General features: G+C 67.6%; 27 protein-coding genes. 23 read left to right on the top strand and 4 right to left on the bottom strand.

Annotation, left to right across the window (positions count from 1 at the left end):
* The first annotated feature begins 2 nt into the window (after window positions 1-2).
* The 18 genes from hpt (at window position 3) to ACQR3U_RS14935 (ending at window position 18,728) form a co-directional block, all read left to right on the top strand.
* Window positions 3-557, top strand: coding sequence for a hypoxanthine phosphoribosyltransferase (gene hpt, locus ACQR3U_RS15020; protein ID WP_006550520.1), 555 nt, complete (start codon window positions 3-5; stop codon window positions 555-557).
* A gap of 251 nt (window positions 558-808) precedes the next feature.
* Complete coding sequence (gene ftsH, locus ACQR3U_RS15015) at window positions 809-3,367, top strand: ATP-dependent zinc metalloprotease FtsH (protein ID WP_230810762.1); 2,559 nt, start codon at window positions 809-811, stop codon at window positions 3,365-3,367.
* Between the two features lie 70 nt (window positions 3,368-3,437).
* Complete coding sequence (gene folE, locus ACQR3U_RS15010) at window positions 3,438-4,103, top strand: GTP cyclohydrolase I FolE (protein WP_006550518.1); 666 nt, start codon at window positions 3,438-3,440, stop codon at window positions 4,101-4,103.
* A gap of 32 nt (window positions 4,104-4,135) precedes the next feature.
* Window positions 4,136-4,957, top strand: a complete 822-nt coding sequence (gene folP / locus ACQR3U_RS15005; protein ID WP_170318478.1) for a dihydropteroate synthase — start codon at window positions 4,136-4,138, stop codon at window positions 4,955-4,957.
* A complete protein-coding gene (folB, locus tag ACQR3U_RS15000; RefSeq protein WP_006550516.1) occupies window positions 4,954-5,334 on the top strand; it encodes a dihydroneopterin aldolase in 381 nt (126 codons plus the stop codon). The genes folP and folB overlap by 4 nt, the downstream gene beginning before the upstream one ends.
* Entirely contained in the window at window positions 5,334-5,876 is a 543-nt protein-coding gene (gene folK / locus ACQR3U_RS14995) for a 2-amino-4-hydroxy-6-hydroxymethyldihydropteridine diphosphokinase (protein ID WP_006550515.1), read from the top strand. The genes folB and folK overlap by 1 nt, the downstream gene beginning before the upstream one ends.
* The gene (locus ACQR3U_RS14990) at window positions 5,870-6,346 is read left to right on the top strand and encodes a DUF3180 domain-containing protein (protein ID WP_019290198.1); all 477 of its coding nucleotides are present in this window, start codon (window positions 5,870-5,872) and stop codon (window positions 6,344-6,346) included. Before folK ends, ACQR3U_RS14990 begins: the two co-directional genes overlap by 7 nt.
* A gap of 74 nt (window positions 6,347-6,420) precedes the next feature.
* Complete coding sequence (locus tag ACQR3U_RS14985; RefSeq protein ID WP_230810763.1) at window positions 6,421-7,542, top strand: DUF6779 domain-containing protein; 1,122 nt, start codon at window positions 6,421-6,423, stop codon at window positions 7,540-7,542.
* A gap of 159 nt (window positions 7,543-7,701) precedes the next feature.
* The gene (locus tag ACQR3U_RS14980; RefSeq protein ID WP_024102843.1) at window positions 7,702-8,637 is read left to right on the top strand and encodes a Rossmann-like and DUF2520 domain-containing protein; all 936 of its coding nucleotides are present in this window, start codon (window positions 7,702-7,704) and stop codon (window positions 8,635-8,637) included.
* Window positions 8,630-9,568, top strand: coding sequence for a pantoate--beta-alanine ligase (gene panC, locus ACQR3U_RS14975; protein ID WP_230810764.1), 939 nt, complete (start codon window positions 8,630-8,632; stop codon window positions 9,566-9,568). The genes ACQR3U_RS14980 and panC overlap by 8 nt, the downstream gene beginning before the upstream one ends.
* A 44-nt stretch (window positions 9,569-9,612) precedes the next feature.
* Entirely contained in the window at window positions 9,613-10,050 is a 438-nt protein-coding gene (panD, locus tag ACQR3U_RS14970; protein ID WP_006550510.1) for an aspartate 1-decarboxylase, read from the top strand.
* A 2-nt stretch (window positions 10,051-10,052) separates the two neighbouring features.
* Window positions 10,053-10,886, top strand: a complete 834-nt coding sequence (locus ACQR3U_RS14965; RefSeq protein WP_064256742.1) for a type III pantothenate kinase — start codon at window positions 10,053-10,055, stop codon at window positions 10,884-10,886.
* 93 nt (window positions 10,887-10,979) lie between these two features.
* On the top strand, window positions 10,980-11,465 hold the full coding sequence (locus ACQR3U_RS14960; protein ID WP_094979528.1) for a rhodanese-like domain-containing protein: 486 nt from the start codon (window positions 10,980-10,982) through the stop codon (window positions 11,463-11,465).
* A gap of 98 nt (window positions 11,466-11,563) precedes the next feature.
* Window positions 11,564-13,030 (top strand): lysine--tRNA ligase, encoded by a 1,467-nt coding sequence (gene lysS / locus ACQR3U_RS14955; protein ID WP_232333457.1) that lies wholly within the window; start codon window positions 11,564-11,566, stop codon window positions 13,028-13,030.
* Window positions 13,031-13,125: 95 nt separating this feature from the next.
* Window positions 13,126-13,485 (top strand): histone-like nucleoid-structuring protein Lsr2, encoded by a 360-nt coding sequence (locus ACQR3U_RS14950; RefSeq protein ID WP_006550504.1) that lies wholly within the window; start codon window positions 13,126-13,128, stop codon window positions 13,483-13,485.
* Between the two features lie 149 nt (window positions 13,486-13,634).
* Complete coding sequence (locus ACQR3U_RS14945; RefSeq protein ID WP_230810765.1) at window positions 13,635-15,065, top strand: phospholipase D-like domain-containing protein; 1,431 nt, start codon at window positions 13,635-13,637, stop codon at window positions 15,063-15,065.
* A gap of 270 nt (window positions 15,066-15,335) precedes the next feature.
* The gene (locus ACQR3U_RS14940) at window positions 15,336-17,879 is read left to right on the top strand and encodes an ATP-dependent Clp protease ATP-binding subunit (RefSeq protein ID WP_024102847.1); all 2,544 of its coding nucleotides are present in this window, start codon (window positions 15,336-15,338) and stop codon (window positions 17,877-17,879) included.
* 204 nt (window positions 17,880-18,083) lie between these two features.
* On the top strand, window positions 18,084-18,728 hold the full coding sequence (locus ACQR3U_RS14935) for an MBL fold metallo-hydrolase (RefSeq protein WP_006550501.1): 645 nt from the start codon (window positions 18,084-18,086) through the stop codon (window positions 18,726-18,728).
* A 62-nt stretch (window positions 18,729-18,790) separates the two neighbouring features.
* Here ACQR3U_RS14935 and ACQR3U_RS14930 read toward each other — a convergent pair whose 3' ends face one another.
* The gene (locus ACQR3U_RS14930; RefSeq protein WP_024102849.1) at window positions 18,791-19,417 is read right to left on the bottom strand and encodes a TetR/AcrR family transcriptional regulator; all 627 of its coding nucleotides are present in this window, start codon (window positions 19,415-19,417) and stop codon (window positions 18,791-18,793) included.
* A gap of 214 nt (window positions 19,418-19,631) precedes the next feature.
* On the opposite strand from ACQR3U_RS14930, the gene ACQR3U_RS14925 reads away from it, so the two are divergent.
* The 3 genes from ACQR3U_RS14925 to ACQR3U_RS14915 all read left to right on the top strand — a co-directional run bounded on the left by ACQR3U_RS14925 (window position 19,632) and on the right by ACQR3U_RS14915 (window position 21,744).
* Window positions 19,632-20,426 (top strand): hypothetical protein, encoded by a 795-nt coding sequence (locus tag ACQR3U_RS14925; protein WP_230810766.1) that lies wholly within the window; start codon window positions 19,632-19,634, stop codon window positions 20,424-20,426.
* 132 nt (window positions 20,427-20,558) lie between these two features.
* Window positions 20,559-20,999 (top strand): OsmC family protein, encoded by a 441-nt coding sequence (locus ACQR3U_RS14920; protein WP_006550498.1) that lies wholly within the window; start codon window positions 20,559-20,561, stop codon window positions 20,997-20,999.
* A gap of 58 nt (window positions 21,000-21,057) precedes the next feature.
* On the top strand, window positions 21,058-21,744 hold the full coding sequence (locus tag ACQR3U_RS14915) for a DsbA family oxidoreductase (protein ID WP_230810767.1): 687 nt from the start codon (window positions 21,058-21,060) through the stop codon (window positions 21,742-21,744).
* Here ACQR3U_RS14915 and ACQR3U_RS14910 read toward each other — a convergent pair.
* Together ACQR3U_RS14910 and ACQR3U_RS14905 are read right to left on the bottom strand one after the other, a co-directional pair.
* A complete protein-coding gene (locus tag ACQR3U_RS14910; protein ID WP_006550496.1) occupies window positions 21,734-22,264 on the bottom strand; it encodes a DUF1990 family protein in 531 nt (176 codons plus the stop codon). The two genes, ACQR3U_RS14915 and ACQR3U_RS14910, sit on opposite strands and share 11 nt — an antisense overlap.
* A gap of 1 nt (window position 22,265) precedes the next feature.
* Entirely contained in the window at window positions 22,266-22,571 is a 306-nt protein-coding gene (locus ACQR3U_RS14905; protein ID WP_006550495.1) for an antibiotic biosynthesis monooxygenase family protein, read from the bottom strand.
* 33 nt (window positions 22,572-22,604) lie between these two features.
* Here ACQR3U_RS14905 and ACQR3U_RS14900 point away from each other — a divergent pair, with 33 nt between their 5' ends.
* Window positions 22,605-23,363: an alpha/beta fold hydrolase gene (locus ACQR3U_RS14900; RefSeq protein WP_112319928.1), complete on the top strand. Its 759-nt coding sequence runs from the start codon at window positions 22,605-22,607 to the stop codon at window positions 23,361-23,363.
* A gap of 97 nt (window positions 23,364-23,460) precedes the next feature.
* On the opposite strand, the gene ACQR3U_RS14895 is transcribed toward ACQR3U_RS14900, so the two are convergent.
* Window positions 23,461-24,345, bottom strand: coding sequence for an A/G-specific adenine glycosylase (locus ACQR3U_RS14895; RefSeq protein WP_193903024.1), 885 nt, complete (start codon window positions 24,343-24,345; stop codon window positions 23,461-23,463).
* A gap of 93 nt (window positions 24,346-24,438) precedes the next feature.
* Here ACQR3U_RS14895 and ACQR3U_RS14890 point away from each other — a divergent pair, with 93 nt between their 5' ends.
* Window positions 24,439-25,068, top strand: a complete 630-nt coding sequence (locus ACQR3U_RS14890; RefSeq protein WP_019290184.1) for a carbonic anhydrase — start codon at window positions 24,439-24,441, stop codon at window positions 25,066-25,068.
* The last annotated feature ends 58 nt before the right edge of the window (window positions 25,069-25,126 follow it).

Here is a 25,126-nt window from a genome sequence, read left to right as displayed (position 1 = left end):
CGGTGTACGAGAACGACATAGCGTCGGTGCTGATCTCCGAAGAACAGATCAAGGAGCGGACCGCAGAGCTGGCGCAGTCGGTCGCCGAGCGTTACCCGGTGGGTGCGCCGGAAGGCGATCTGCTGCTCATCGGGGTGCTCAAGGGCGCCATCTTCTTCATGACCGACTTCGCGCGCGCTCTGCCGATCCCGACGCAGATGGAGTTCATGGCCGTCAGTTCGTACGGGTCGTCGACCTCGTCCTCGGGTGTCGTGCGCATCCTCAAGGACCTCGACAAGGACATCGCCGGTCGCAACGTCCTCATCGTCGAGGACATCATCGACTCGGGTCTGACGCTGTCGTGGCTGCTCAAGAACCTCTCGACGCGCAACCCCGCGTCGCTCGAGGTCGTCACGCTGCTCCGCAAGCCGGAGGCCGTGAAGATCGACGTCGAGGTCAAGGACGTCGGATTCGACATCCCGGACGAGTTCGTCGTCGGCTACGGACTCGACTACGACGAGCGCTACCGCGACCTGCCCTACATCGGCACGCTGGATCCCAAGGTCTACAGCAGCTGACCTCCGGTCGAGCCGCGTCGTGAGGTCCCCGGCCCGGGGAACTCCGGTTCCGTCCCGATCGTTGTCGATTACGACGTATTCCCGGTGTCGGCTCCGGCCGGTGCCGGGGCGACCGCTCGTTGCTACGCGGTAACCTTGCGTTGCCTGGTCAGTGACCGTCGCGGCGTGCGGCCACCCCGGGCGCGAAGCGCCGCGACTGCGAGACCCCGACGAACTCGATCGAAAGGACCGGCCGCTCGGGCCGAACCTGTATGAACCGCAAGACAGTGTTCCGTAATCTGGCGATCGTCGCCGGCATTCTGCTGGTGATCTACGCCTTCAGTTACTTCGGCGACGACACGCGCGGTTTCACCCAGGTGGACACGTCCGTCGCGGTGTCCCAACTCGAATCGCAGAACGTCAGCGAAGCCCGCATCGACGACCGCGAACAGCAGGTGCGTCTGTGGCTCGAGAACGGCAACGACGCGACCGAGGGCAGCACCGAGATCATCGCGAAGTACCCCGCGTCGGCCTCCGAACAGATCTTCGACCTGGTCGCCGCGTCGGGCGCGCAGAAGTACGACACGAGCGTCACCCAGGAGAGCTGGCTGACCTCGATCCTCATCTTCGTCCTGCCGATGATCATCCTGCTCGGCGTGTTCTTCTTCGTGATGAGCCGCATGCAGGGCGGTGGTCGCGGCGGCATGATGGGCTTCGGCAAGTCGAAGGCCAAGCAGCTGTCGAAGGACATGCCCAAGACGACCTTCGCCGATGTCGCCGGCGCCAACGAGGCCGTCGAGGAGCTCTACGAGATCAAGGACTTCCTGCAGAACCCGGCGCGCTACCAGGCGCTCGGCGCGAAGATCCCCAAGGGCGTACTGCTCTACGGTCCTCCCGGCACCGGTAAGACCCTCCTCGCGCGTGCCGTCGCCGGCGAGGCGGGCGTCCCGTTCTTCACGATCTCCGGTTCGGACTTCGTCGAGATGTTCGTCGGTGTCGGCGCCTCCCGCGTGCGCGATCTGTTCGAGCAGGCCAAGCAGAGCGCTCCCTGCATCATCTTCGTCGATGAGATCGACGCGGTCGGCCGCCAGCGCGGCGCCGGCCTCGGCGGTGGTCACGACGAGCGTGAGCAGACCCTCAACCAGCTGCTCGTCGAGATGGACGGCTTCGGCGACCGCTCCGGCATCATCGTGATGGCCGCGACGAACCGCCCCGACATCCTCGACCCGGCACTGCTGCGTCCCGGCCGTTTCGACCGTCAGATCCCGGTCACGAACCCCGACCTCGCCGGTCGCCGGGCGATCCTCGCCGTGCACTCGAAGGGCAAGCCGATCGATCCCAACGCGGATCTCGGTGCGCTCGCCAAGCGCACGGTGGGCATGTCCGGTGCCGACCTCGCGAACGTCGTCAACGAGGCCGCGCTGCTTACCGCCCGTGAGAACGGCACGGTGATCACCGAGGCGATCCTCGAGGAATCGGTCGACCGTGTCATCGGCGGTCCCCGCCGCAAGAGCCGCATCATCAGCGAGCACGAGAAGAAGATCACGGCCTACCACGAGGGTGGTCACACCCTCGCCGCGTGGGCGATGCCCGACATCGAGCCGGTTTACAAGGTCACCATCCTCGCCCGCGGCCGCACCGGCGGTCACGCGATGACGGTGCCCGAGGACGACAAGGGCCTGATGACGCGTTCGGAGATGATCGCGCGCCTCGTCATGGCGATGGGCGGTCGTGCCGCGGAGGAACTCGTCTTCCGCGAGCCCACCACCGGCGCCTCGTCCGACATCGACCAGGCCACGAAGATCGCGCGCGCGATGGTCACCGAGTACGGCATGAGCGCGAAGCTCGGCGCCGTCCGCTACGGCCAGGAGCAGGGCGACCCCTTCCTCGGCCGGTCGATGGGTGTGCAGTCCGACTACTCGCACGAAGTGGCACGCGAGATCGACGAGGAGGTCCGCAACCTCATCGAGGCCGCGCACACCGAGGCGTGGGCGATCCTCAACGAGTACCGCGACGCCCTCGACGTGTTGGCGGGCGAGCTGCTCGAGCACGAGACGCTGACCCGCAAGGATCTCGACCGGATCCTGGCCGATGTGAAGAAGCGTCCGCGGATCACGACCTTCAACGATTTCGGTGATCGGGTCCCGTCCGACAAGCCGCCGATCAAGACGCCCGCCGAGCTCGCGGCCGAGCGTGGCGAGCCGTGGCCGCCGGAACCGCCGTCGCTGACGAAGCCGGCGCATCAGCACCCGCAGTATCCGGGCCAGGGCGAGGCGCCCGCTCCCACCGGCTACCAGCCCGGCGCGCAGCCGCAGTACCAGCCGGCGAACGGCTACCCCCAGCCCCAACAGCAGTCGCAGCCCCAACAGCAGTCGCAGCCGGTCCCGGCCTCCGAGCCGCTTCCGGGCTTCCAGCCGACGGCTCCGTATCCGGGTGGTCCGCGGCACGCGACGCGTCCGGACTACGGTGCTCCCGCCGGATGGTCGGCTCCCGGCTGGCCGCCGCGCGAGCAGACCCCGCAGGAACAGCAGGGTCACGGGCCGCAGGGCCCCGGACAGCCTCAGGGATACGGATATCCGCAGGGCCATCAGGGGCAGAACCCCCAGAGCTACGGACAGCCCAGCTACGGACAACAGGGCCAGGAAACGCAGAGTTTCGGGCGTCCGCAGGAGCCGCAGGACGCCGACCGTCCGTCGGACTCCGGCGAAGACGGTGCGGCAGATGCGCACCGTGGTGAGAACCACGTGGGAGACTCGCAACCGCGCGATGGTTACGGCGCTCCCGAACCCCCTCCCACACAGCGGTGGGAAGGCCCGGCCGGCCGGCACTGATCCGTGTCGGTGAGTCGGTACGGGGCGCGCATCGGGGCCGTCGGTTCCGATGGAGACGAGTGAGCGAAGAGTGGAGGGCGAGCGGGTGTCGGTGAACCACCTGAAGTCGGATACGGGTTCCGACCCGGAGGATGTGACGACCCACGAATTGAGCGTGGACGCGGGTCGTACGTTCGACCAGGCCCGAGCCGAAGCGGCCGTGCGTGAACTGCTGATCGCGGTGGGTGAGGATCCGGACCGCGAGGGCCTGCGCGACACTCCCGCCCGGGTGGCCCGTGCCTACCGCGAGGTGTTCGGGGGACTGTTCACCGACCCGGACGAGGTCCTCGACACGACCTTCGACGAAGGTCATCAGGAACTCGTCCTCGTGCGAGACATCCCGATGTACTCGACGTGCGAACATCACCTCGTGTCGTTCCACGGCGTCGCCCACGTCGGATACATCCCGGGCCCCACGGGCCGCGTCACGGGTCTGTCGAAGCTGGCGCGTGTCGTCGACCTCTACGCCAAGCGTCCGCAGGTCCAGGAACGCCTCACCCGCCAGATCGCCGACGCCATGATGCGCAAGCTGCAGCCGCGCGGCGTGATCGTCGTGGTCGAGGCGGAGCACCTGTGCATGGCGATGCGCGGCATCCGCAAGCCCGGTGCCAGCACCACCACCTCCGCCGTGCGCGGGCTGTTCCAGACCAGTTCGGCGTCGCGTGCCGAGGCCCTGGACCTGATCCTGCGCCGGTGACCGTCTTCCCCGCCGAACAGTGGCCTGTCGTGATGGGCGTACTGAACGTCACCAGTGATTCCTTCTCCGACGGCGGTCGATATCTGGACTGCGAGACCGCGATAGCCCGCGGCTTCGAGCTGCGCGAGCTCGGCGTCGACATCGTCGACGTGGGAGGCGAGTCCACCCGGCCCGGGGCCGTGCGCGTCGACCCGGAGGTCGAGGCGTCCCGCGTGGCGCCGGTCATCGCCGCTCTGGCGGAGGCAGGCATCCCCACGAGCGTCGACACGATGCGCGCCTCGGTCGCCGAGGCGGCCGTGGAGGCCGGGGTGACCATGATCAACGACGTGTCGGGTGGGCGCGCCGACGCCGACATGGCCGCGGTGGTCGCCGAGGCAGGGGTGCCGTGGATCCTCATGCACTGGCGTCCCCTCGGCGAGTTCGTCCACGCGGGCGGTTCGACGCACTACGAGGACGTCGTCCGCGAGGTCCGCGACGAGCTGCTCACGCAGGTCGACATCGCGGTGGCCGCAGGCGTGGACTCCGACAAGATCGTGCTCGATCCCGGTTTGGGTTTCGTGAAGGAACCCGACCACAACTGGCAGTTGCTGCAGCGCCTGCCCGAACTCACCGAACTGGGTTTCCCCGTGCTCATCGGGGCGTCCCGGAAGCGATTCCTCGGATCGCTGCTCGCGGCGCCCGACGGCACGGTCCGCCCGCCCTCGGGTCGTGAGGTCGCCACGGCCGTCGTCTCGGCGCTCGCCGCCACACACGGCGCATGGGGCGTACGCGTCCACGACGTGCAGGCATCCCGCGACGCGCTCGCGGTGGTGCGTGCCTGGCAGCGCGGCAGCGCGGAAGGAGTGCACGCGTGAGCGACCGCATCGAACTACGGGGACTGACGGTCCGCGGCAACCACGGCGTCTTCGAGCACGAGAAGCGGGACGGTCAGGACTTCGTCGTCGACATCGTCGTGTGGCTCGATCTCGCGCCGGCCGCGGCATCCGACGAGCTGGCCGACACGCTGCACTACGGCGAACTCGCCGAGCGAGCCGCGGCGATCATCGCCGGTCCGGGCCGCGATCTCATCGAGACGGTCGCGGGGGAGATCGCCGACGAGGTGCTCACCGACCCGCGTGTCGCCCGGGTGGAGGTCACGCTCCACAAGCCGTCGGCGCCGATCCCGCTGACCTTCGGCGACGTCGCCGTGGTGATCGACCGCTCCCGCAGCGATGCGACGGGGAGCGCCTGATGAGTCGTGCCGTGCTGTCCATCGGATCGAACATCGGCGACCGGCTCGCGCACCTGCGGTCGGTCGTCGACGCATTGGGCGAGCGGGCCGTCGCCGTCTCGGCGGTGTACTCGACGGCACCGTGGGGCGGCGTCGAACAGGAGGATTTCCTGAACGCGGTCGTCGTCGCGGAGGATGCCGCCTTCGGTCCGCGCGACTGGCTGCGGTTCGGCCAGGAACTCGAGGAGGCCGCCGAACGCGTCCGGATCCAGCGCTGGGGTCCGCGCAGCCTCGACGTCGACGTCGTGACCTGCGTCAGCGGCGAGGGTGAGGTGCGCAGCGACGATCGGGAACTGATCCTGCCGCACCCGCGCGCACACCAGCGGGCGTTCGTGCTCGTCCCGTGGCTCGACGTCGAACCCGAGGCCGTGCTCACCGCCGAGGGCCGGCGGCTGGGCATCGGCGACTGGCTAGACGAACTCGACGCCGCCGAACGGGAAGGTGTGCACCGCACCGACCTGACGCTGGCCGGGCCGAAGACCCAGGGACACGCCGAGTGCTGAAACAGACCCGGATCCGAGATCTGCTGGCGCTGGCCGTGCTGGCAGCGATCGTCGCGTGGTTGCTCGTCCGCACAATGTACGGTTCGCTGCCGCCCATCCCCGTCTACGCGGGAGCCTCGCTGTATCCCGTCGCGGTCATCGAGGTGATCCTGGCGTTCATGATCCGGTCGCGGGTCGGCAAGCACGAGATCGGTGAGGGCCCCGGCAGGTTGCATCCCATCACCGCCGCCCGCGCGGTCGCGCTCGCCAAGGCGTCCGCACTGGTGGGTGCCGCGAGCGCCGGAGTGTGGGCCGGTTTCCTGCTGTATCTCGTACCGCAACGCGGCGTCGTGCAGGCCGCCACCGACGACACGTCGGGGGTGCTCGTCGGAGCCCTCGCCGGCATAGCGCTGGCGGCGGCCGCGTTGTGGCTCGAATACTGTTGCCGGACACCGGAAGACCCCGACGAACCGAACGAACCGGCGCTCTGACATCGGATTTCGGGGTGGGGAAGGGCGTGTCGTCCGGCTCCGATCCGAGGACCCACCCAAGTACCCTGATGGTCATGGCAACCTCGGCGCGACCAGACAGGAATCGCCGTCCGTGGCGCAGTACCGGCTCGATGATCGTGGCCGGTCTGCTCGCTCTGGCGATGATCGCCTCGCTGCTGTTGATCTTCAGTGAGAGCGTGCAATTGCTGCGTGTCGCGGTGGTCGTCGCCCTGTGGGCTGCCACTGTCGGAGCCATCGCGATGAACAAGTACCGCCGGGAATCGGCGCTCGATCGGGCAAAGGCCGACGACCTGAAGACGGTCTACGAACTGCAGTTGCAACGGGAGATCGCGGCGCGGCGCGAGTACGAGCTGACCGTCGAGGAGAAGGTCCGTGCCGATCTGAAGCTCGACGCCGGGGAGATGGCGGCCCTGCGCACCGAGCTGGCCACCCTGCGCCGCACGCTCGAGATGTTGTTCGACGGCCGGCTCCCCGACGATGTCGTCGCCCTCGAGGGCCAGGCGGAGAAGCTGCGTGGACTGAGCGAGGCGGCGCGGGTGTCCGCTCCGCGTCCGTCGGGACCGGCCTTCGCCTCTCCCGACGACGAGCCGGTCACCGCGGAGACCGAGTCGGTCGAGGCGGCCATGCGGGCGGCGGAGGCGTCGGAGAAGACATCCGCGAAGGGTGATGTCGAAGAACCGCGTGCCGAGAAACAGGCGAAGGTTGATTCTGCGACGGGGAAGTCCGCTACCGGGAAGGTCACGGTCGAGAAGGCGACGGCTGGAAAAGCGGCCGCAGGACCGGACGTCGAGGACGCCGAGATCGAGGACGCGGAAGTCGAGGATCAGAAGGTCGGAGACACGAAGACGGGGGACCCGAAGACCGGGGACGCGAAGGTCGCGAGCGCCGAGAAGGCGGCGGACGGGAAGGCGGAGCCGCAGAAGCCCGGTAAGCACGAGCCCGGATCCGATCCCGACCCGCAAACGGACGCAGACGGGGCCGGAGCGAAGACGAAGGGCGATGACCCCGCGGAGGGGAAGGACACCGCCGCGAAGGCCGATGGAGCTGCGGAAACGACCCAGAAGGACGACGAGGACGACCACGAATCGTCCGGACGTCGCTCCCGGCGCCGTCGCGCCGACGGTGAGGGCCGGACGGTCGCGGAGATCCTCGCGTCGTTGTCGGCCGAGCGCTGATCGCGGGGCGATCGCGCGGCAGGTCGCACCCGCCCCACCTCGGACGATGAGGCGCAGATCACTCGGCCCGACCGTGGCGAGCCCCGGAAAACGCGCGCTATTGTCGAGCGGAACGTCCGGTACCCGCTGAGCGGGACTGGAACGAACGAGAGGACTCCCGTGAATTCCTTCGGGATCACCAACGCACCCGCGCCTGCGCGCCTGTCGGTAGGAATCGTGTCCGCCGGACGGGTCGGCACTGCACTCGGCGCAGCTTTCGAACGCGTTGGTCATGTCGTCGTGGCCTGCTCGGCCGTCTCCGACGTCTCGCGGCACCGTGCCGCCACGCGCCTGCCGGATTCGCAGATCCTGCCGGTCGACGAGGTTGCCGGCCGCTGCAATCTCCTTCTTCTCGCCGTTCCCGACACCGAACTGTCGTCCCTGGTCAAGGGCCTCGCAGCCACCGGTTCGGTCGCCGCCGGCACGATCGTCGTCCACGTCTCCGGTGCTCACGGCACCGCGATCCTCGAGCCGCTGACCGAGCAGGGCGCCGTGCCGCTCGCGATCCATCCCGCGATGACCTTCACCGGCCACGACGAGGACATCGACCGGCTCTCCTCCGCGTGCTTCGGCATCACGGCCGCCGACGAGATCGGCTACGCCATCGCGCAGTCCCTCGTCCTCGAGATCGGCGGCGAGCCGGTCCGCGTCCCCGAGTCCATGCGCATGACCTACCACGCTGCGCTCGCGCACGGCAGCAACCACCTGGTCACGCTGGTCGCCGACGCCGTCGAGGCCCTGCGCAGCGCCCTGCAGGGGGAGGAACTGCTCGGCCAGCAACTCGTCGACGACGCCCCCGGTGGAGTCGCCGAACGGGTGCTGCAGCCGTTGCTCTCCGCAGCGCTCGACAACGTGCTGCGGCGCGGGCCCTCGGCCCTCACCGGGCCGGTCGCGCGCGGCGATGCCGACGCCGTGGCCGCGCACCTGCGTGCGCTCGAGGCCGTCGACCCGCTGATCGCCGCCGGGTACCGCGCGCTGTCGCTGCGATCGGCGCAACGGACCGGGTCGAAGCCGGAACTGATGGCGATTCTCGAAGGAGCTGAATACGGTGAGTGAAGCAGGACAGCGCGGATACGTGCGAGGTGAACTGACCGTTCACCACGATCCCGCAGGCCTGACCAAGGTCACCCGGGCTCTGCGCGGCGTCGGCCGCACCGTCGCACTCGTACCGACGATGGGTGCGCTGCATACCGGTCACCTCGAACTCGTGCGCCAGGCCAAGCTCACCGGGGCCGTCGTGGTCGTGTCGATCTTCGTCAACCCGCTGCAGTTCGGGAAGAACGAAGATCTCGACGCCTACCCGCGTACTCTCGACGCCGACTTCGAACTGCTCCGCGAAGCGGGCGTCGAACTCGCCTTCGTGCCGACGGTCTCGGCGATGTACCCGCAGGGCCCGCGCACCACGATCCACCCGGGTCCACTCGGGTCGGAGCTCGAAGGTGCTGCGCGTCCCGGTCATTTCGCGGGCATGCTGACGGTCGTCGCGAAGCTGTTCAACATCGTCGGTCCCAACACGGCGTTCTTCGGTGAGAAGGACTACCAGCAGCTCACTCTGATCCGTCAGATGGTCGCCGACCTGAATCTCGACATCCGCATCCTCGGCGTTCCCACCGTGCGCGAACAGGACGGGCTCGCGCTGTCCTCCCGCAACCGCTATCTCGACCCCGAGCAGCGCGAGATCGCGACCACGCTGTCTGCGGCGCTCGTCGCCGGCGCACACGCCGCAGCGGGCGGAGCCGAGGCGATCTTGTCCACGGCACGCGACGTGCTCGCGCAGAGTCCGCAGATCGAGGTGGACTATCTCGAGGTGCGCGGCGTCGATCTGGGGCCGGCACCCGAACGCGGCGACGGCCGACTGCTCGTCGCCGCACGACTCGGCTCCACACGCCTCATCGACAACGTCGGGGTCGCCGTCGGCACCGGCTTCCTCGAACGAGCCACCGGTCCGGTGGATCCCGGCGCCGAAGACAACCTGACGAACCGCTGACCCACCGATCGAATTCGGAAACGAGAAAGAAACCGAGGACGAGCATGTTCCGCACCATGATGAAGTCGAAGATCCACCGCGCCACCGTCACCCACGCGGATCTGCATTATGTCGGTTCGGTGACCGTCGACCAGGATCTGATGGACGCCGCGGATCTGCTCGAGGGCGAGCAGGTCTGCATCGTCGACATCGACAACGGCGCCCGGCTCGAGACGTACGTCATCGCCGGTGAGCGTGGATCGGGCGTCATCGGGATCAACGGTGCCGCAGCACGTCTCGTCAGCCCCGGCGATCTCGTCATCCTCATCGCCTACGGCGTGATGAACGAGCAGGAGTGCAAGGACTACGACCCGCGCGTGGTTTTCGTCGACGCCGACAACCGCCAGGTCGAGCTCGGCAACGATCCTGCCCACGCTCCCGAGGGCTCGGGCCTGATCACGCCGCGGATGCTGTCGACTCTCGACTCCCCGTCCCTGGTCTAGAGGTGCTCCTCACCGTCGACGTCCGCAACACCAATATCGTCCTGGGGGTGTTCGCGGGCAGCGGCTCGCACGCGCGGCTGCTGCGCGACTGGCGCGTCCGTACCGACCCCAGGATGACCGCTGACGAGATCGCCCTGCTGTTCCGCGGTCTGCTCGGCGAATCTGCCGAGCAGGTCACCGGGGTGGCGGCGTTGTCGACCGTGCCGTCGGTGCTACGTGAGGTGCGCGTCATGCTCGACCGCTACTGGTCGTCGGTGCCGCACGTAGTGGTGGAGCCGGGGGTGCGCACGGGAGTGCCGCTGCTCGTGGACAACCCGAAGGAGGTCGGCGCCGACCGCATCGTCAACAGTCTGGCGGCCTACCACTTCTACGGATCCCCCTGCATCGTCGTGGATTTCGGGACCTCCACGTGCGTCGACGTCGTGTCGGGCAAGGGGGAGTTCCTCGGCGGGTCCATCGCTCCGGGTGTGGAGATCTCGATGGATGCGCTGGCGTCGCGGTCGGCGGCACTGCGGAAGGTCGAATTGCTCCGTCCCCGAGGTGTTCTGGGAAAGAACACCGTCGAGTGCATGCAGTCCGGGGCCGTCTTCGGGTTCGCCGGGATGGTCGACGGCATCGTGCGGCGCATCTGCGCCGAGGTGCCCGGTTTCGACGGCGACGACGTGGCCGTCATCGGCACCGGCGACAGTGCGCCGCTGATCATGCCGGAGTCGCGCACCCTCGAGCACCACGAGCCGGATCTGACCCTCGAGGGGCTGCGTCTGGTGTACGAGCGGAACCAGGTGAGACGAGCGGCACGCGGAACTGCAGGTTCCGCTGAGCGTCATTCTGTGTAAAGATGTTCCTCGTGATCCGTTGCATGAGCACCCAGGAGTGTTGTCGAGGCTGACCGCCGCCTCGACCGATAACACATTCCTGGGAGTTTTCTCATGCGCGCTGCGCTTCTTTCCACCACTTCTGTTTCCACCGCTGCTCCGGTTGCCGCTTCTACGGTTACCGCTACTGCTCCGGTCGCCTTCCACCGGCTCGCCGTCGAGCGCACGTACCCCACCGAACTGTCCGCAGCGGTCGCCCGCGGCGCCGTCATCGTCGACATCCGCTCGAACGCCGAACGCGCCGCTCAGGGAACACTTCCCGGTGCACTGGCCATCTCCGCCGATCTCGTCGCCGAGCGACTCGATCCGAGCGGCCCGGGCCGTCTCGCCCTCGCCGTCGACCGCGACGTCGAATGGATCCTCGTCTCGTCGGACGGCGCGAGCTCGCACGGTGTGGTCACCGAACTGCACGCGCAGGGTTTGCGCCGGGTCACCCACCTCGTCGGAGGCTACGACGCCATCCGCGCGGCCCGCCTGGTCGGCGCAGTCGCCGAGGCCCAGCACGTCGCGCAGGACGTGGCGCGGGTCACCGCTCACTGAAAGCGCGCATCTGCAGGAATGGTGACCTCGGGTGTCCGATAGTCTGGTTACCCGTGAGTGATGCCACCGTTCAGCAGCCCGACGACACCCCCGAGCAGATGCGGGTTCGCCGCGAGAAGCGCGAACGGCTCCTGGCACAGGGTTCGGAGGCCTATCCCGTCGAGATCCCGCGCACCCATACGCTCGCGGAGATCCGCGCCGAGTATCCCGACCTCGAGCCCGACACCGCCACCGGCACCGTCGTGGGCGTTGCCGGCCGCGTGATGTTCTCGCGCAACACCGGCAAGCTGTGCTTCGCGACGTTGCAGGAGGGCGACGGCACCCAGCTGCAGGTCATGCTCAGCCTCGCCGGCGTCGGCGAGGAGGCGCTCGCCGCCTGGAAGTCCGAGGTCGACCTCGGCGACATCGTGTTCGTGCACGGCGAGGTCATCAGCTCCCGTCGCGGTGAGCTCAGCGTCATGGCCGACTCGTGGACCATGGCGTCGAAGGCGCTGCGTCCGCTGCCGGTCGCGCACAAGGAGATGAACGAAGAGGCGCGGGTGCGTCAGCGCTACGTCGACCTCATCGTGCGTCCCGAAGCACGTCGCAATGCACGCATGCGTGTCGCGGTGGTGCGCGAGCTGCGCAACGCGCTCGAGCGTCGCGGCTTCCTCGAGGTCGAGACGCCCATGCTGCAGACCCTGCACGGCGGTGCGGCGGCCCGCCCGTTCGTGACGCACTCGAACGCACTCGACATCGATCTGTACCTGCGTATCGCGCCGGAACTGTTCCTCAAGCGCTGCGTCGTCGGCGGTATCGAGAAGGTCTTCGAGATCAACCGCAATTTCCGTAACGAGGGTGCCGACTCGACGCACTCGCCGGAATTCTCGATGCTCGAAACGTACGAGGCGTACGGAACCTACGATGATTCGGCGCGGATGATCCGCGAGATCATCCAGGAGGTCGCGTTCGGGGTCTTCGGCACCCATGTGGTGACGCTCGCCGACGGTACGGAATACGACTTCGGGGGTGAATGGAAAACTCTCGAAATGTATCCCTCGCTGTCCGAGGCGATCGGCACGGACGTGACCCCCGACACCACACTGGAGGAATTGACGGCTCTCGCGGATCGTGTCGGTCTGGAGATTCCCGAGGGCAAGGGCTGGGGTCACGGCAAGCTCGTCGAGGAGCTCTGGGAGCACATGTGCGGCGACCAGCTGCACGAGCCGACCTTCGTGCGTGATTTCCCCGTGGAGACGTCGCCGTTGACACGCGATCACCGCACGGTGCGCGGGGTCACCGAGAAATGGGATCTGTACGTCCGAGGTTTCGAACTCGCCACGGGTTACTCGGAACTCGTCGATCCAGTGATCCAGCGCGAGCGTTTCGTCGACCAGGCGCGTCTGGCCTCGGAAGGGGACGACGAGGCAATGGCTCTCGACGAGGACTTCCTCGCCGCGATGGAACAGGGAATGCCGCCGACCACCGGTACCGGAATGGGAATCGACCGTCTGTTGATGGCACTTACCGGTCTGGGAATCCGCGAAACAATCCTGTTCCCGATTGTTCGACCGAACACCCGTTAATCGGATTTCACCGCTCCATATTGCGATGCGTTAATCGGCGGGTAGTGTGGTGCCCGTCCCGCGGGGGGAAGCGCATTTGAGAGGATTTACACCACATGGCGAAAAAAGTCACTGTCACCCTGATCGACGATGTGGATCAGGAGTCGGCGGCCGACGAATCGGTGGAGTTCGGTCTCGACGGAGTGACGTACGAGATCGATCTTTCCGAGGACAATGCGGCACGGCTGCGCGAGCAGTTGGAATTCTGGATCGAACACGCTCGTAAGGTCGGCGGCCGCAAGCGGAGCAAGACCGCTGCCGGAACTGCGCCGGCTGCGCGCAAGAGCGGATCCGGAAGTGCCGGTCGCGAACAGACGGCCGCTATCCGTGAATGGGCACGGAACAACGATCTGCCGGTGTCGGCCCGTGGCCGAATCTCTGCGGAGATCGTCGAGGCGTACAACAAAGCGCACTGACGAATCCTCGTCCGGGGGGCGTCGTCCATCCGTGGACGGCGCCCCACAGTCGTCGGTGGACGGGTTGGGTTGTGGCACAGTGGCGCCTGTCACACACGTCGATCGTGCGGACGACCCGGCACGATGCGGTCGGGGAGTAGCATCCGCTCATGGCCGAGACCGTGCTCGAACCAGGTTCCACCTGCTGGCGAATCGCGCGAGCGGAGAGGTTGACCTGCATAGTCGACGCCGCCGACTATTTCCGTCACGCCAAGGCGGCGATGCTCCGGGCGGAAGAACGCATTATGCTGATCGGGTGGGATTTCGACACCCGGATCAAGTTCGAACCCGAGGGTGCAACTCTCGAGGGACCGAACAAACTCGGTGAATTCCTCGAATGGCTTCCCGAACGTCGACCCGGTCTCGATATTTATCTGCTCAAGTGGAACATCGGTGCGTTCAGTGCCCTCGCACGCGGAATGACGCCGGTGTTCGTGCTCGATTGGCTCACCGACCCGAGCCTGCACTTCGCAATCGACGGGGCGCATCCCGTGGGCGCGGCGCACCATCAGAAAATTCTCGTCGTCGACGACAGCATCGCTTTCTGTGGCGGTATCGATATGACCGTCGACCGCTGGGACACCCCGGATCATCCGGACCGGAGCAAATACCGGCGGGAGCCGAGCGGTAAACGCTACGGACCGTGGCACGACGTGACGACCGCCGTCGACGGCGACGCCGCGCGGGCCCTCGGTGACCAGGCCCGCGCCCGGTGGAAGGCGGCCACGGGGGAGGAACTCGATCCCGTGCCGGAGCCGGAGCCGATCTGGCCCGACGATCTCGAGCCGACCCTCCGCGGTGTGGACGTGGGCATCGCGCGCACGCTGCCCGCCTACGACGGGAAGGACGGCGTCCACGAGATCGAGGCGCTGTACCTGTCGGTGATCGAGAAGGCGCGGCACACTCTCTACCTCGAGAGCCAGTACCTCGCTTCGCGCAGGATCGCGGAGGCTCTCGCCGAGCGACTGCAGGAACCGGACGGCCCCGAGATCGTGGTGGTGATCCCACGCAACGCCGACGGCTGGCTCGAACGCAAGGCCATGGACGGTGCCCGGCGGGCCCTGCTGCACATGCTGTGGGAGGCCGACGTGCACGGCCGTTTCGCCGCCTACTATCCCGTCACCGCCGGCGGGGAGCCGATCTACGTGCACGCGAAGGTCGTCGTCATGGACGAGACGTTGCTGCGGATCGGGTCGTCGAACCTGAACAACCGTTCGATGGGCTTCGACACCGAATGCGACCTGGCCATCGAGTCCGCCGAACCCGGGGACGCGGTCGGCCGCGCCGCCGTCGAGCTGCGCAACATCCTGGTGGCGGAACATCTCGACGTCGACCCCGAGGTGATCGCGGAGGCCACGAAGGACGGTGGTTCGCTCATCTCCGCCATCGAACGGTTGCGCGGTCCGGGACGTTCGCTGCGGCCGTTCGAACCGGGTACGGTGTCGGACGAGGACAGTGTCCTCGCAGAAAGTGCTCTGGCCGATCCCGAACGCGCCTCGCGGAGCTTCGGACGCAGGATCGAGCGATTCTTCGCCCGTTGATCCCCCACAGCCCCTGTTCGCTTGTGGCGTACAGCTTGCGGAAACGTATCCGCCACGTGCAGCGTTGACTTCTGAAACCGGGTTTTCTCGCCGCCTTCCGAAGGGTAGAGGGAAAGCGAGTCGATACCACGGCCACTAGAGTGTGGAGTGGGAGCTTGGAACCTCTGAAAGGTTCCGACGAACGACTCGAGTGCCGGAGCTTAAGAGCGGCAGCAGGGTGCGGGACGATCGGCGTACCGGACCGGCGGCCGGAGAGTGTGAGGGAGTGCGATGTTCGAAAGGTTCACCGATCGCGCGCGGCGCGTCGTTGTCCTGGCTCAAGAAGAGGCCAGGATGCTCAACCACAACTACATCGGCACGGAGCACATCCTCCTCGGCCTCATCCACGAGGGTGAGGGTGTGGCGGCGAAGTCGCTCGAGTCGTTGGGTATCTCCCTCGAAGGTGTGCGCAGCCAGGTCGAAGAGATCATCGGCCAGGGTCAGCAGGCGCCCTCGGGGCACATTCCCTTCACTCCTCGTGCCAAGAAGGTCCTCGAGCTGAGCCTTCGCGAAGCGCTCCAGCTCGGACACAACTACATCGGTACCGAACACATCCTGCTCGGTCTCATCCGCGAGGGTGAGGGCGTGGCGGCGCAGGTGCTCGTCAAGCTCGGCGCCGACCTCAACCGGGTGCGTCAGCAGGTCATCCAGCTGCTGTCCGGTTACCAAGGCAAGGAGCCCGCAGAATCCGGCACGAGCCGTGGCGAGACCGGCACTCCGTCCACGTCGCTCGTCCTGGACCAGTTCGGCCGCAACCTCACGCAGGCAGCTCTCGAAGGCAAGCTCGACCCGGTCATCGGCCGGGCGAAGGAGATCGAGCGCGTCATGCAGGTGCTGTCGCGTCGTACGAAGAACAACCCGGTGCTCATCGGCGAGCCGGGTGTCGGCAAGACCGCCGTCGTCGAGGGCCTCGCGCAGGCCATCGTCAACGGTGAAGTCCCCGAGACCCTCAAGGACAAGCAGCTCTACACGCTCGACCTGGGCTCGCTCGTCGCCGGCAGCCGTTACCGCGGCGATTTCGAGGAACGCCTGAAGAAGGTCCTCAAGGAGATCAACAGCCGCGGCGACATCATCCTGTTCATCGACGAGCTGCACACGCTTGTCGGTGCCGGTGCTGCCGAGGGCGCGATCGACGCTGCGTCGATCCTCAAGCCCAAGCTCGCCCGCGGTGAGCTGCAGACCATCGGTGCGACGACCCTCGACGAGTACCGCAAGTACATCGAGAAGGACGCCGCTCTCGAGCGCCGCTTCCAGCCGGTGCAGGTCGGGGAGCCGACGGTGGAGCACACCATCGAGATCCTGAAGGGTCTGCGCGACCGCTACGAGGCGCACCACCGCGTCTCGATCACCGACAAGGCGCTCGTCGCGTCGGCCACTCTCGCCGACCGCTACATCAACGACCGCTTCCTGCCGGACAAGGCGATCGACCTCATCGACGAGGCCGGTGCCCGCATGCGCATCCGTCGCATGACCGCGCCGCCGGACCTGCGCGAGTTCGACGACAAGATCGCCGACGCCCGTCGCGAGAAGGAATCGGCGATCGACGCGCAGGACTTCGAGAAGGCCGCGAGCCTGCGCGACAAGGAGAAGCAGCTCGTCGCGCAGCGTGCCGAGCGCGAGAAGCAGTGGCGTGCGGGCGATCTCGACGTCATCGCCGAGGTCGACGAGGAGCAGATCGCCGAGGTCCTCGCCAACTGGACCGGTATCCCGGTGTTCAAGCTCACCGAGGAGGAGACCACGCGTCTGCTCCGCATGGAGGACGAGCTGCACAAGCGGATCATCGGCCAGGAGGACGCCGTCAAGGCCGTCGCCAAGGCGATCCGTCGTACACGTGCCGGCCTGAAGGACCCGAAGCGTCCGTCCGGTTCGTTCATCTTCGCCGGCCCGTCCGGTGTGGGTAAGACGGAGCTGTCCAAGGCGCTCGCGAACTTCCTGTTCGGCGAGGACGACGCGCTCATCCAGATCGACATGGGCGAGTTCCACGACCGCTTCACCGCGTCGCGCCTGTTCGGTGCTCCTCCCGGCTACGTCGGCTACGAAGAGGGCGGCCAGCTCACCGAGAAGGTGCGCCGCAAGCCGTTCTCCGTGGTTCTGTTCGACGAGATCGAGAAGGCCCACCAGGAGATCTACAACACCCTCCTGCAGGTCCTCGAGGACGGTCGCCTCACCGATGGCCAGGGACGCACGGTCGACTTCAAGAACACCGTGCTGATCTTCACGTCGAACCTGGGCACCGCCGACATCTCGAAGGCCGTGGGGCTCGGCTTCTCGGCCGGAACGGGCGAGGCGTCGAACTACGAGCGGATGAAGAACAAGGTCCACGACGAGCTGAAGAAGCACTTCCGGCCCGAGTTCCTCAACCGTATCGACGACATCATCGTCTTCCACCAGCTCACGCAGGATCAGATCATCCAGATGGTCGACCTGATGATCGGACGTGTGGAGACGCAGCTGAAGAACAAGGACATGGGTATCGAGCTCACCGAGAAGGCGAAGTCGCTGCTCGCCAAGCGCGGCTTCGACCCGGTGCTCGGCGCACGTCCGCTGCGTCGCACGATCCAGCGCGAGATCGAGGATCAGCTCTCCGAGAAGATCCTGTTCGGCGAGATCGGCGCAGGCCAGATCGTCCTCGTCGACGTCGAGGGCTGGGACGGCGAGGGCGCCGGCGAGAACGCGAAGTTCACGTTCACGCCGAGCGAGAAGCCGGCCGAGGTCCCGGACACCCCGGCGGTCGCGCTGGCCAAGTCCAGCGAGGGCGAGTCCGAAGCCGGATAAGCGTCCGCTGCCTGTGGGAGCGGGCACGTGTTGCTGCCTGTGGGAGCAGGCACGTGTTGCTGCCTGTGCGAGCAGGCACCTGCTGTACCGAGAGGGGCGGCACCCGAGAGGGTGCCGCCCCTCCCGTCGTCCGACGCACTTGACCTTCAGTCGGCTCGAGGTTGCACGGTGGTGGTGACCGGACGACGACCAGGAGGTACCGCGATGCGGCAAGTACTGCCCGATCTGTGGGAGACGCAGGAGGACAATCCGTTCCCGGGGCTGAGGACGCACGCCTATCTGTGGACCGGGACGAACAACGTGCTCTTCTACTCGGTCGCGGGTGAGGCCGATTTCGACGAACTGGACCGCCTCGGGGGGATCACCGACCAGTACCTGTCCCACCAGGACGAGGCCGGTCCGATGCTCGGCAGGATCGCCGAGCGCTTCGGGCCGAGACTCCACGCGGCAGCGGCGGAGGCCGACGTGGTCGGCCGGCACGCCCGCATCGACGTCCCGCTGACGGAACGTCATGTGGACGACAACGGGGTGGAGATCGTTCCGACACCCGGGCACACGGTGGGCAGCACCTGCTATCTGGTGCCCGGCGCGGACGGGACCCGCTACCTGTTCACCGGCGACACGCTGTATCGCGGTGCTTCGGGGACGTGGCGGGCCGGTTACATCGAGGGGATGAGCGACGCCCGTGTGCTCGCCGACAGTCTGCGCCTGCTGGCGAAGACGGAACCCGATGTGGTGGTCTCGAGTGCGTTCGCGGGGGAGGCGGGCGTGCATCGGATCGACGCCCGGGAGTGGCCCGCCCACGTCGACCAGGCTCTGAGCGGGTTGTCTGCCGCGGTGCAGGGCTGAGCAGAGATCTTCTTTCCGGCCGATCTGCCCTGCCGCGGGGCGCGGCCGACCTTGCCGCCTGCTTATCTGCCGATGGTCGGCATGTGCGCGGTGAGTGTCGACAGGGTGCTGGCGACGATCTCGGTGAGTTCGTCGGGACGGATGTCGAGCGTGCCGTCGAGCCAGCCGCGGACGAGCTCGACGGCGCCGGCCATGACGACCACCGCACGCAGTTCGGCCTGCCGGGAGTCGAGGCGGGTGCCCACCGCGTCGCTCTGCTTGGCGAGTTCGTCGGCGGCGGACCGGATGAACGCGCTCTTCCGCTCGGCGAGCGGGGGCGCGTCGGAGATGAGGAAGCGACCCTGCTGGGGGTTGCGTTCGACGGCGCCGACGATCGCTCCCACCGCGGCGCGTGCCTTGGCGTGCAGCTCGTCGGGGGCCGCCGCGATGGCGTCGACGGCGCGTTCGAGCAGGGTCGCGCCGAGCTCGTCGTAGGCGGTGGTGACGAGGTCGGTCATGTCGGTGAAGCTCTCGTAGAAGAAGCGGGGGCCGACTCCCGCGGTGGCCGCGACCTTCCGTACCGTCGTCGCCGACCAGCCCTCGTCGGCGACGACGTCGATCACCGCGTTCTGGAGACGCTTGCGGCGTTCGGCGCGCCGGTCGGCCGGGGCGACGCCGCGATACGCGCGGGTGGCTTCGGGCTCGGACACATCGTCGAGTGTGGCACAACAGGACCAGACTTCCGGAATCGACCAATTCCGGAATCAAGTGTGTACTAATTATGGAATCCTCGTCATGGTCGGTCCCCGAATCCGGACGAGGAGGAAACGTGACGATCGATGCATCGTCGACTGCCCACCTGCACGACCGAACCGATCGACTCGCACCGAAGCCGATCCTCGAGAAGGCGGCCCGCGTCTGGCGATGTCGTTGCTCGTCGGCGACTCGGTGCGGCCCACCAGGGCCCAGTCCCGGGCGTTCGCCGAGTTCGCGCACACCTGCGATCCCGTGGCCGACGATCTGGTCGCCGCGATACGCCGCGACCGGCTCCGCATCCGCACGCAGTTCGAACAGGCACTCGAACACGGCATCGAGACCGTGGACGATTCCGCGCCCGAGATAGCAGCGTTCATCGCCACCCTCGACGGCGTGCCGTTCCGGGTCGACTACGACAAGCTCGATCTCGCCGCGCGGGCGATCGTGCGGATGCCGATGAGCACCCTCATGGCGTTCACCACCGCCATCGCTTTCCCGGCCAGCTACCCTCTGCGTCTGATCTGGCTGGCGGTCTGGTCGGCGGTCGACCCCGACGACTCGTCCGCCGCTCTCACCGAGGCCACGCTGAAGGCCGTTCCCTGCATCTACGGGGTCGACGGCCCGGGTGCGCAGAACCGCATCAGGAGCTGGGCGCGCTATCACTTCCACGCCGACCTGGCCCGCCTGTCGCTGGGTTCCGGATACGCCGACGTTGTGGGTGTTCCGCGACTGAGCCCGATGGCGGGGCTGTACCCGGTGTGGTTCGCGCGCAACCTCCTACGCGACCGCCTGAATGTCCTGGTGCCCGGAGGCGCCGGACGCGCCGCCCGGCGGGGTCACGCCGAGCGTATGCGGGAGATCGCAGAGGTGAAGCGGCGGCTCGAGGTGCGGCCTTACGAACGGGACGGAGCCGTGCAGTCGATCCGTGAGCGCGACCGCGAACTCAGGGCGCGATCGGCCTGATCCGGACATCAGGAACGCTCTGGCGCGAACGGCCCTCGCCACCACGACGACTCTGCAAGTGTGGTTCGTGAAGCACTGTCTTCGTGAAGCACTGTCGCATGCAGTGCTGTCGCACCCAGAGAAGGAGAGATCATGCCCACTCGTACCGCACGGACCGCATGGAACGGGGATCTGCAGAAGGGCTCCGGTCAGGTGGAGCTCACCAGCTCGGGCCGTGGCACGTTCGACGTGTCGTTCCCGAAACGCTCGGCGGAGAACGCGGACGGCACCACCAGCCCCGAGGAGCTCATCGCCGCCGCACACTCGTCGTGCTTCGCGATGCAGTTGTCCGCGCTGATCGCGGAGGCGGGCGGCACGCCGCAGAGCCTCGAGGTCACCGCCGACGTCTCGCTGGGGCCCGATCCGGCGGGCGGATTTCGACTCACCGGAATCCGGTTGAAGGTGCGGGGCGAGGTCGACGGCCTCGACGCCGACGGCTTCGTCAAGGCCGCGGAGGACGCGAAGGCTGGATGCCCTGTGAGCAAGGCACTCACCGGCGTCGAGATCTCCCTGGACGCCGCGCTCGAGAGCTGACGGGTTCGTGGACCGATCGGCCGGAACAGAGCACGTCAGGGCCGGGTTGTAATCGAATATGAGCATGCCTGACGTACTTCTCCCCACCGCTCACATCGAGATCTGGTCCGACATCGCATGCCCCTGGTGCTACATCGGCAAGCGGCGCTTCGCGGAGGCCCTCGAGTCCTTCGACGACCGCGACCGGATCGAGGTCACCTGGAGGTCGTACCAGCTCTCGCCCGACACGCCGGTCGGGCGACGGGTCCCCGAGGTGGAGGCGCTCGTCGCGATGAAGGGGATGCCGGCCGAGCAGGTCAGGCAGATGTTCGCGCAGGTCTCGGACACCGCTGCCGACGTTGGACTCGAGATCGACTTCGACAACGTCGTCGCCGCCAACACCTTCGATGCGCACCGACTCGTGCATCTGGCGGGCGACAAGCGCGACGAGGTGCTCGAAGCGTTGTTCCGTGCGCATTTCGTCGACAGCGAGGTGATCGACGATGTGGATGTCCTCGTGAAGGTCGCCGCCGAGGTCGGGCTCGATCCGGAGTCGACGCGCGCGGCGCTCGACGGCGACGATCCCGCCGGTGAAGCGGCGGCCGACGCCGTGACCGCCGATCTCTTCGACGCGCGACGGATCGGCGTGCAGGGGGTGCCGTTCTTCGTGGCCAACCGCGCCGTCGCGGTGTCGGGTGCGCAGCCTGTGGACGTCTTCCGCCAGTTCCTGCGCAGGGCCGTCGACGATGTGACGGTCAAGCTGTGAGTGCCGCGAGATAACGTCGCGCGATCTGCTGCTGGAGCAGGTGCCCGACGGGACCGGCCAGCTTCGTGTACCAGCGGGCGGGGCGGGAGAACGCGAGCACCGTTCCCCGCACCCGTCCGTCCACGGTGCGCTCGACGACGAAGGTCTCCTCGCCGCTGGCGGGATGACCGGGGAGTGTGCCGTAGGTGAACCCGCGTATGTCCGGGGTGTCGACGATCTCGATCACGCGGCACCGCGCCGACGCGCGCACCGGTCCGAGACCGAAGCCGAGATCCACTTCGACGCCGGGTACTGCGAGGGGCGTGCCGGGCGGGATCCGTATGCCCGCGCCGCGGTGCATGTCCCACGAGAACAACTGGGCAGCGGCGACCTCGAACACGGTGTCGCCGCGGCCCAGTTCGCTCTCGACCCTCAGATGTCGATAACCGGAGGGGAGCGGTGCCTCGTCCCGGAAGGCACGCAGGCTCGCTCCCACCTCCGCATAGGTGAACTCACGCCCGGACCCGCCGGACGCGGACATCTCAGGACTTCTTGACGTCGAGGACGACCTCGAACTCGAGCAGCGATGCGCCGGTCGCGACGGGCTTCTTCGCCTCACCCGCGTGGGCAGCACGTGCGTCGCCGTCGCGCCACGCGGCGAAGTCCTCCTCGGACTCCCACTGAGTCACCACGAAGTACCGGTTCTCGCCCGCGGTGGGGCGGAGCAGCTGGAAGCCCAGGAAGCCGGGGGAGTTGTCGACGGTGTGCGCCCGATTGGCGAATCGCTTCTCCAGCTCGGGGCCGGCGCCTTCGGGAACTTCGATTGCGTTGATCTTCACGACTGCCATGCGCGAGAGCCTACTCCGCTAACTTGGTCGATTGTGTTGCACGACGAGGGCGGAACCGGACGACCCATCCTGCTGTTGCACGGTCTCATGGGCAGCGCCCGCACGTGGCGTCGTCACGTGCCGTGGCTGCGCGAACACGGACACGTGTACACCTTCGACGCCGCCGGTCACGGTCGTCCCGCTCCCGACGAACTCACCACCGAGGCGTTCGTCGCCGATCTCGAAACCCATCTCACCCGGATCACCGAACCGCTCGTCGTGATCGGGCATTCGATGGGTGCCCTGCACGCGTGGTGCTTCGCTGCGACCCATCCCGAGCGGGTCACCGCGCTGGTGCTCGAGGACATGGCGCCCGACTTCCGGGGACGCACGGCCGCGAACTGGGCGGCGATGATCGCGCAGTGGCCGCAACCGTTTCCCACCGGGGATGCGGTGTTCGACTTCTTCGGGCCCGTCGCGGGTCGCTACTTCCTCGACTCGTTCGTCCGCCGCGATGACGGCTGGTATCTGCACGGCGAGGTCGAGACCTTCCGCGACATCTCGGAAGAGTGGGGGTCGCGGCACTTCTGGGACGAGTGGAACTCGATCCGCGTGCCCGCGCTGCTGCTCGAAGGCGAGTTCACCATCACCCCCGAGGGGCAGATGCGGCGGATGGTGACGCGACCCGGCACCGACCACGTCCTCGTCGACGGCGCCGGGCATCTCGTGCACGACGACCGGCCCGACGAGTTCCGCACCGCAGTGGAACACTTCCTCACCGCGCACGCACTGTCGGCGAGCCGACTCGAGTAGCACTGTCGGCGAGCCGACTCGAGTAGCACTGTCGGCGAGCCGACTCGAGTAGCACTGTCGGCGAGCCGACTCGAGTAGCACTGTCGGTAAGCCGGATCTAGGAGGTCGATCCCTCGCCGGCGAGCGCGAAACGGCCGTCGTCGGTCTGCTCGACGAGACCGTCCACGAGCAGTGAGTGCAGGGCGCGGTCGCGCTGGCCCGGATCCGTGGTCCACACGCTGTCGAGGACGGGACGCTCCACCGGGACGCTGCTCTCGCGCAGCACCGCCATCAACCGGCCGCGCACCTGCCGGTCGGTGCCGGCGAACTTCTGCACCTTCCGGGGTGGTCCGTCGTGGGCGGGCCGCCCGGCCTGTACCCATGCGCACTCGGGCAGCGGGCAGCGTCCGCAGTCGGGCGTGCGAGCGGTGCACACGGTCGCACCGAGTTCCATCAGCGCCGCGGAGAAGGTCGCCGCACGTGCACGCTGACGCGGAAGGATAGCCTCGACGTCGGCGAGATCCCTTGTGGTCGAAGGGTTTCCTGGCTCCGCCCGACCGTGGACGGCGCGGGCGACGACACGACGCACGTTCGTGTCCACCACCGGCACACGCTGTCCGTATGCGAAGCACGCCACGGCGCGGGCGGTGTAGGCGCCGACACCGGGCAGGGTCAGCAGGACGTCGACGTCCTCGGGAACCCGGTCGTCGTGCTCGGCGGCGAGTACGCCGGCGCACTCGTGCAGGCGCAGCGCGCGGCGCGGATAGCCGAGCTTGCCCCACGCCCGCAGCACCTCGGCCTGGCTCGAGGCGGCCATCGCGGACGGCACGGGCCAGCGCCGCACCCACTCCTCCCAGATCGGAGCGACCCGGGCGACCGGCGTCTGCTGCAGCATGACCTCGGACATGAGGATCTGCCAGCCCGTCACCCCGTCGCGGCGCCACGGCAGGTCGCGCGCCTGCGCGGCATACCAGCGCAGCAACGACGGTGCGTCCACGGACATCTCGGGTCTCCTCCGGTCACGGGGTCGGGTGTGGGGATCCGCTGAGGAGATGTCGAACGAAATCGGACATGTGCGCAGGTGAATAATGTACGCATGCCGAACTCCAATCCCATCTCCGCCTGGAAAGCCCTGACCGAGGGTAATCATCGTTTCGTCAGCGACACGCCGCTGCACCCGAGCCAGGGAATCGATCGTCGCGCCGAACTCGTCAACGGCCAGCACCCCACCGCCGTGCTGTTCGGCTGCGGAGACTCCCGCGTCGCCGCAGAGATCATCTTCGACCAGGGGCTCGGCGACATGTTCGTGGTCCGTACCGCGGGTCACGTCATCGACAGTTCCGTCCTCGGTTCCATCGAGTACGCAGTCGACATTCTCAACGTTCCGCTCATCGTCATCCTCGGTCACGACAGCTGTGGTGCCGTGGCGGCGACCATCGATGCCCTCGACAAGGGCACGGTGCCGGGCGGCCACATCCGCAGCCTCGTCGAGCGTGTCGCTCCCTCGATCCTGATGGGCAGGGCCGAGGGTCTGTCCACCGTCGACGAACTCGAGGGGCGCCACGTCGTCGAGACGGGCAAGCTGCTCACGGATCGTTCGCGGATCATCGCCGACCGCATCGCCGACGGCCGCTGCGCCATCGTGGGCGTCACCTACAAGCTCGAGGACGGCAAGGTGAGTCTGCGGGGCCACTTCGGAGACATCGGCGAGGTCTCCGACAACTGAAGACGGGTGCACCTGCGGTCACAACGATGTGACTGCAGGTCACAGCGACACGCCGACG

It is taken from the genome of Rhodococcus sp. IEGM1339 (assembly GCF_050321925.1).
Classification (GTDB): Bacteria; Actinomycetota; Actinomycetes; order Mycobacteriales; family Mycobacteriaceae; genus Rhodococcus; species Rhodococcus pyridinivorans.
Note: the sequence above shows the minus strand (reverse complement) of the source record. Positions and strands in the feature narration are given on the sequence as shown.

Bases quoted from the DNA above. Each gene is read 5' to 3' on its own strand.
- ftsH (WP_230810762.1), top strand. From the start codon at position 809: ATGAACCGCAAGACAGTGTTCCGTAATCTGGCGATCGTCGCCGGCATT.
- folP (WP_170318478.1), top strand. From the start codon at position 4,136: ATGGGCGTACTGAACGTCACCAGTGATTCCTTCTCCGACGGCGGTCGA.
- folK (WP_006550515.1), top strand. From the start codon at position 5,334: ATGAGTCGTGCCGTGCTGTCCATCGGATCGAACATCGGCGACCGGCTC.
- ACQR3U_RS14985 (WP_230810763.1), top strand. From the start codon at position 6,421: ATGGCAACCTCGGCGCGACCAGACAGGAATCGCCGTCCGTGGCGCAGT.
- panD (WP_006550510.1), top strand. From the start codon at position 9,613: ATGTTCCGCACCATGATGAAGTCGAAGATCCACCGCGCCACCGTCACC.
- ACQR3U_RS14960 (WP_094979528.1), top strand. From the start codon at position 10,980: ATGCGCGCTGCGCTTCTTTCCACCACTTCTGTTTCCACCGCTGCTCCG.
- lysS (WP_232333457.1), top strand. From the start codon at position 11,564: ATGCGGGTTCGCCGCGAGAAGCGCGAACGGCTCCTGGCACAGGGTTCG.
- ACQR3U_RS14950 (WP_006550504.1), top strand. From the start codon at position 13,126: ATGGCGAAAAAAGTCACTGTCACCCTGATCGACGATGTGGATCAGGAG.
- ACQR3U_RS14945 (WP_230810765.1), top strand. From the start codon at position 13,635: ATGGCCGAGACCGTGCTCGAACCAGGTTCCACCTGCTGGCGAATCGCG.
- ACQR3U_RS14940 (WP_024102847.1), top strand. From the start codon at position 15,336: ATGTTCGAAAGGTTCACCGATCGCGCGCGGCGCGTCGTTGTCCTGGCT.
- ACQR3U_RS14935 (WP_006550501.1), top strand. From the start codon at position 18,084: ATGCGGCAAGTACTGCCCGATCTGTGGGAGACGCAGGAGGACAATCCG.
- ACQR3U_RS14925 (WP_230810766.1), top strand. From the start codon at position 19,632: ATGTCGTTGCTCGTCGGCGACTCGGTGCGGCCCACCAGGGCCCAGTCC.
- ACQR3U_RS14920 (WP_006550498.1), top strand. From the start codon at position 20,559: ATGCCCACTCGTACCGCACGGACCGCATGGAACGGGGATCTGCAGAAG.
- ACQR3U_RS14915 (WP_230810767.1), top strand. From the start codon at position 21,058: ATGAGCATGCCTGACGTACTTCTCCCCACCGCTCACATCGAGATCTGG.
- ACQR3U_RS14910 (WP_006550496.1), bottom strand. From the start codon at position 22,264: ATGTCCGCGTCCGGCGGGTCCGGGCGTGAGTTCACCTATGCGGAGGTG.
- ACQR3U_RS14905 (WP_006550495.1), bottom strand. From the start codon at position 22,571: ATGGCAGTCGTGAAGATCAACGCAATCGAAGTTCCCGAAGGCGCCGGC.
- ACQR3U_RS14895 (WP_193903024.1), bottom strand. From the start codon at position 24,345: ATGTCCGTGGACGCACCGTCGTTGCTGCGCTGGTATGCCGCGCAGGCG.
- ACQR3U_RS14890 (WP_019290184.1), top strand. From the start codon at position 24,439: ATGCCGAACTCCAATCCCATCTCCGCCTGGAAAGCCCTGACCGAGGGT.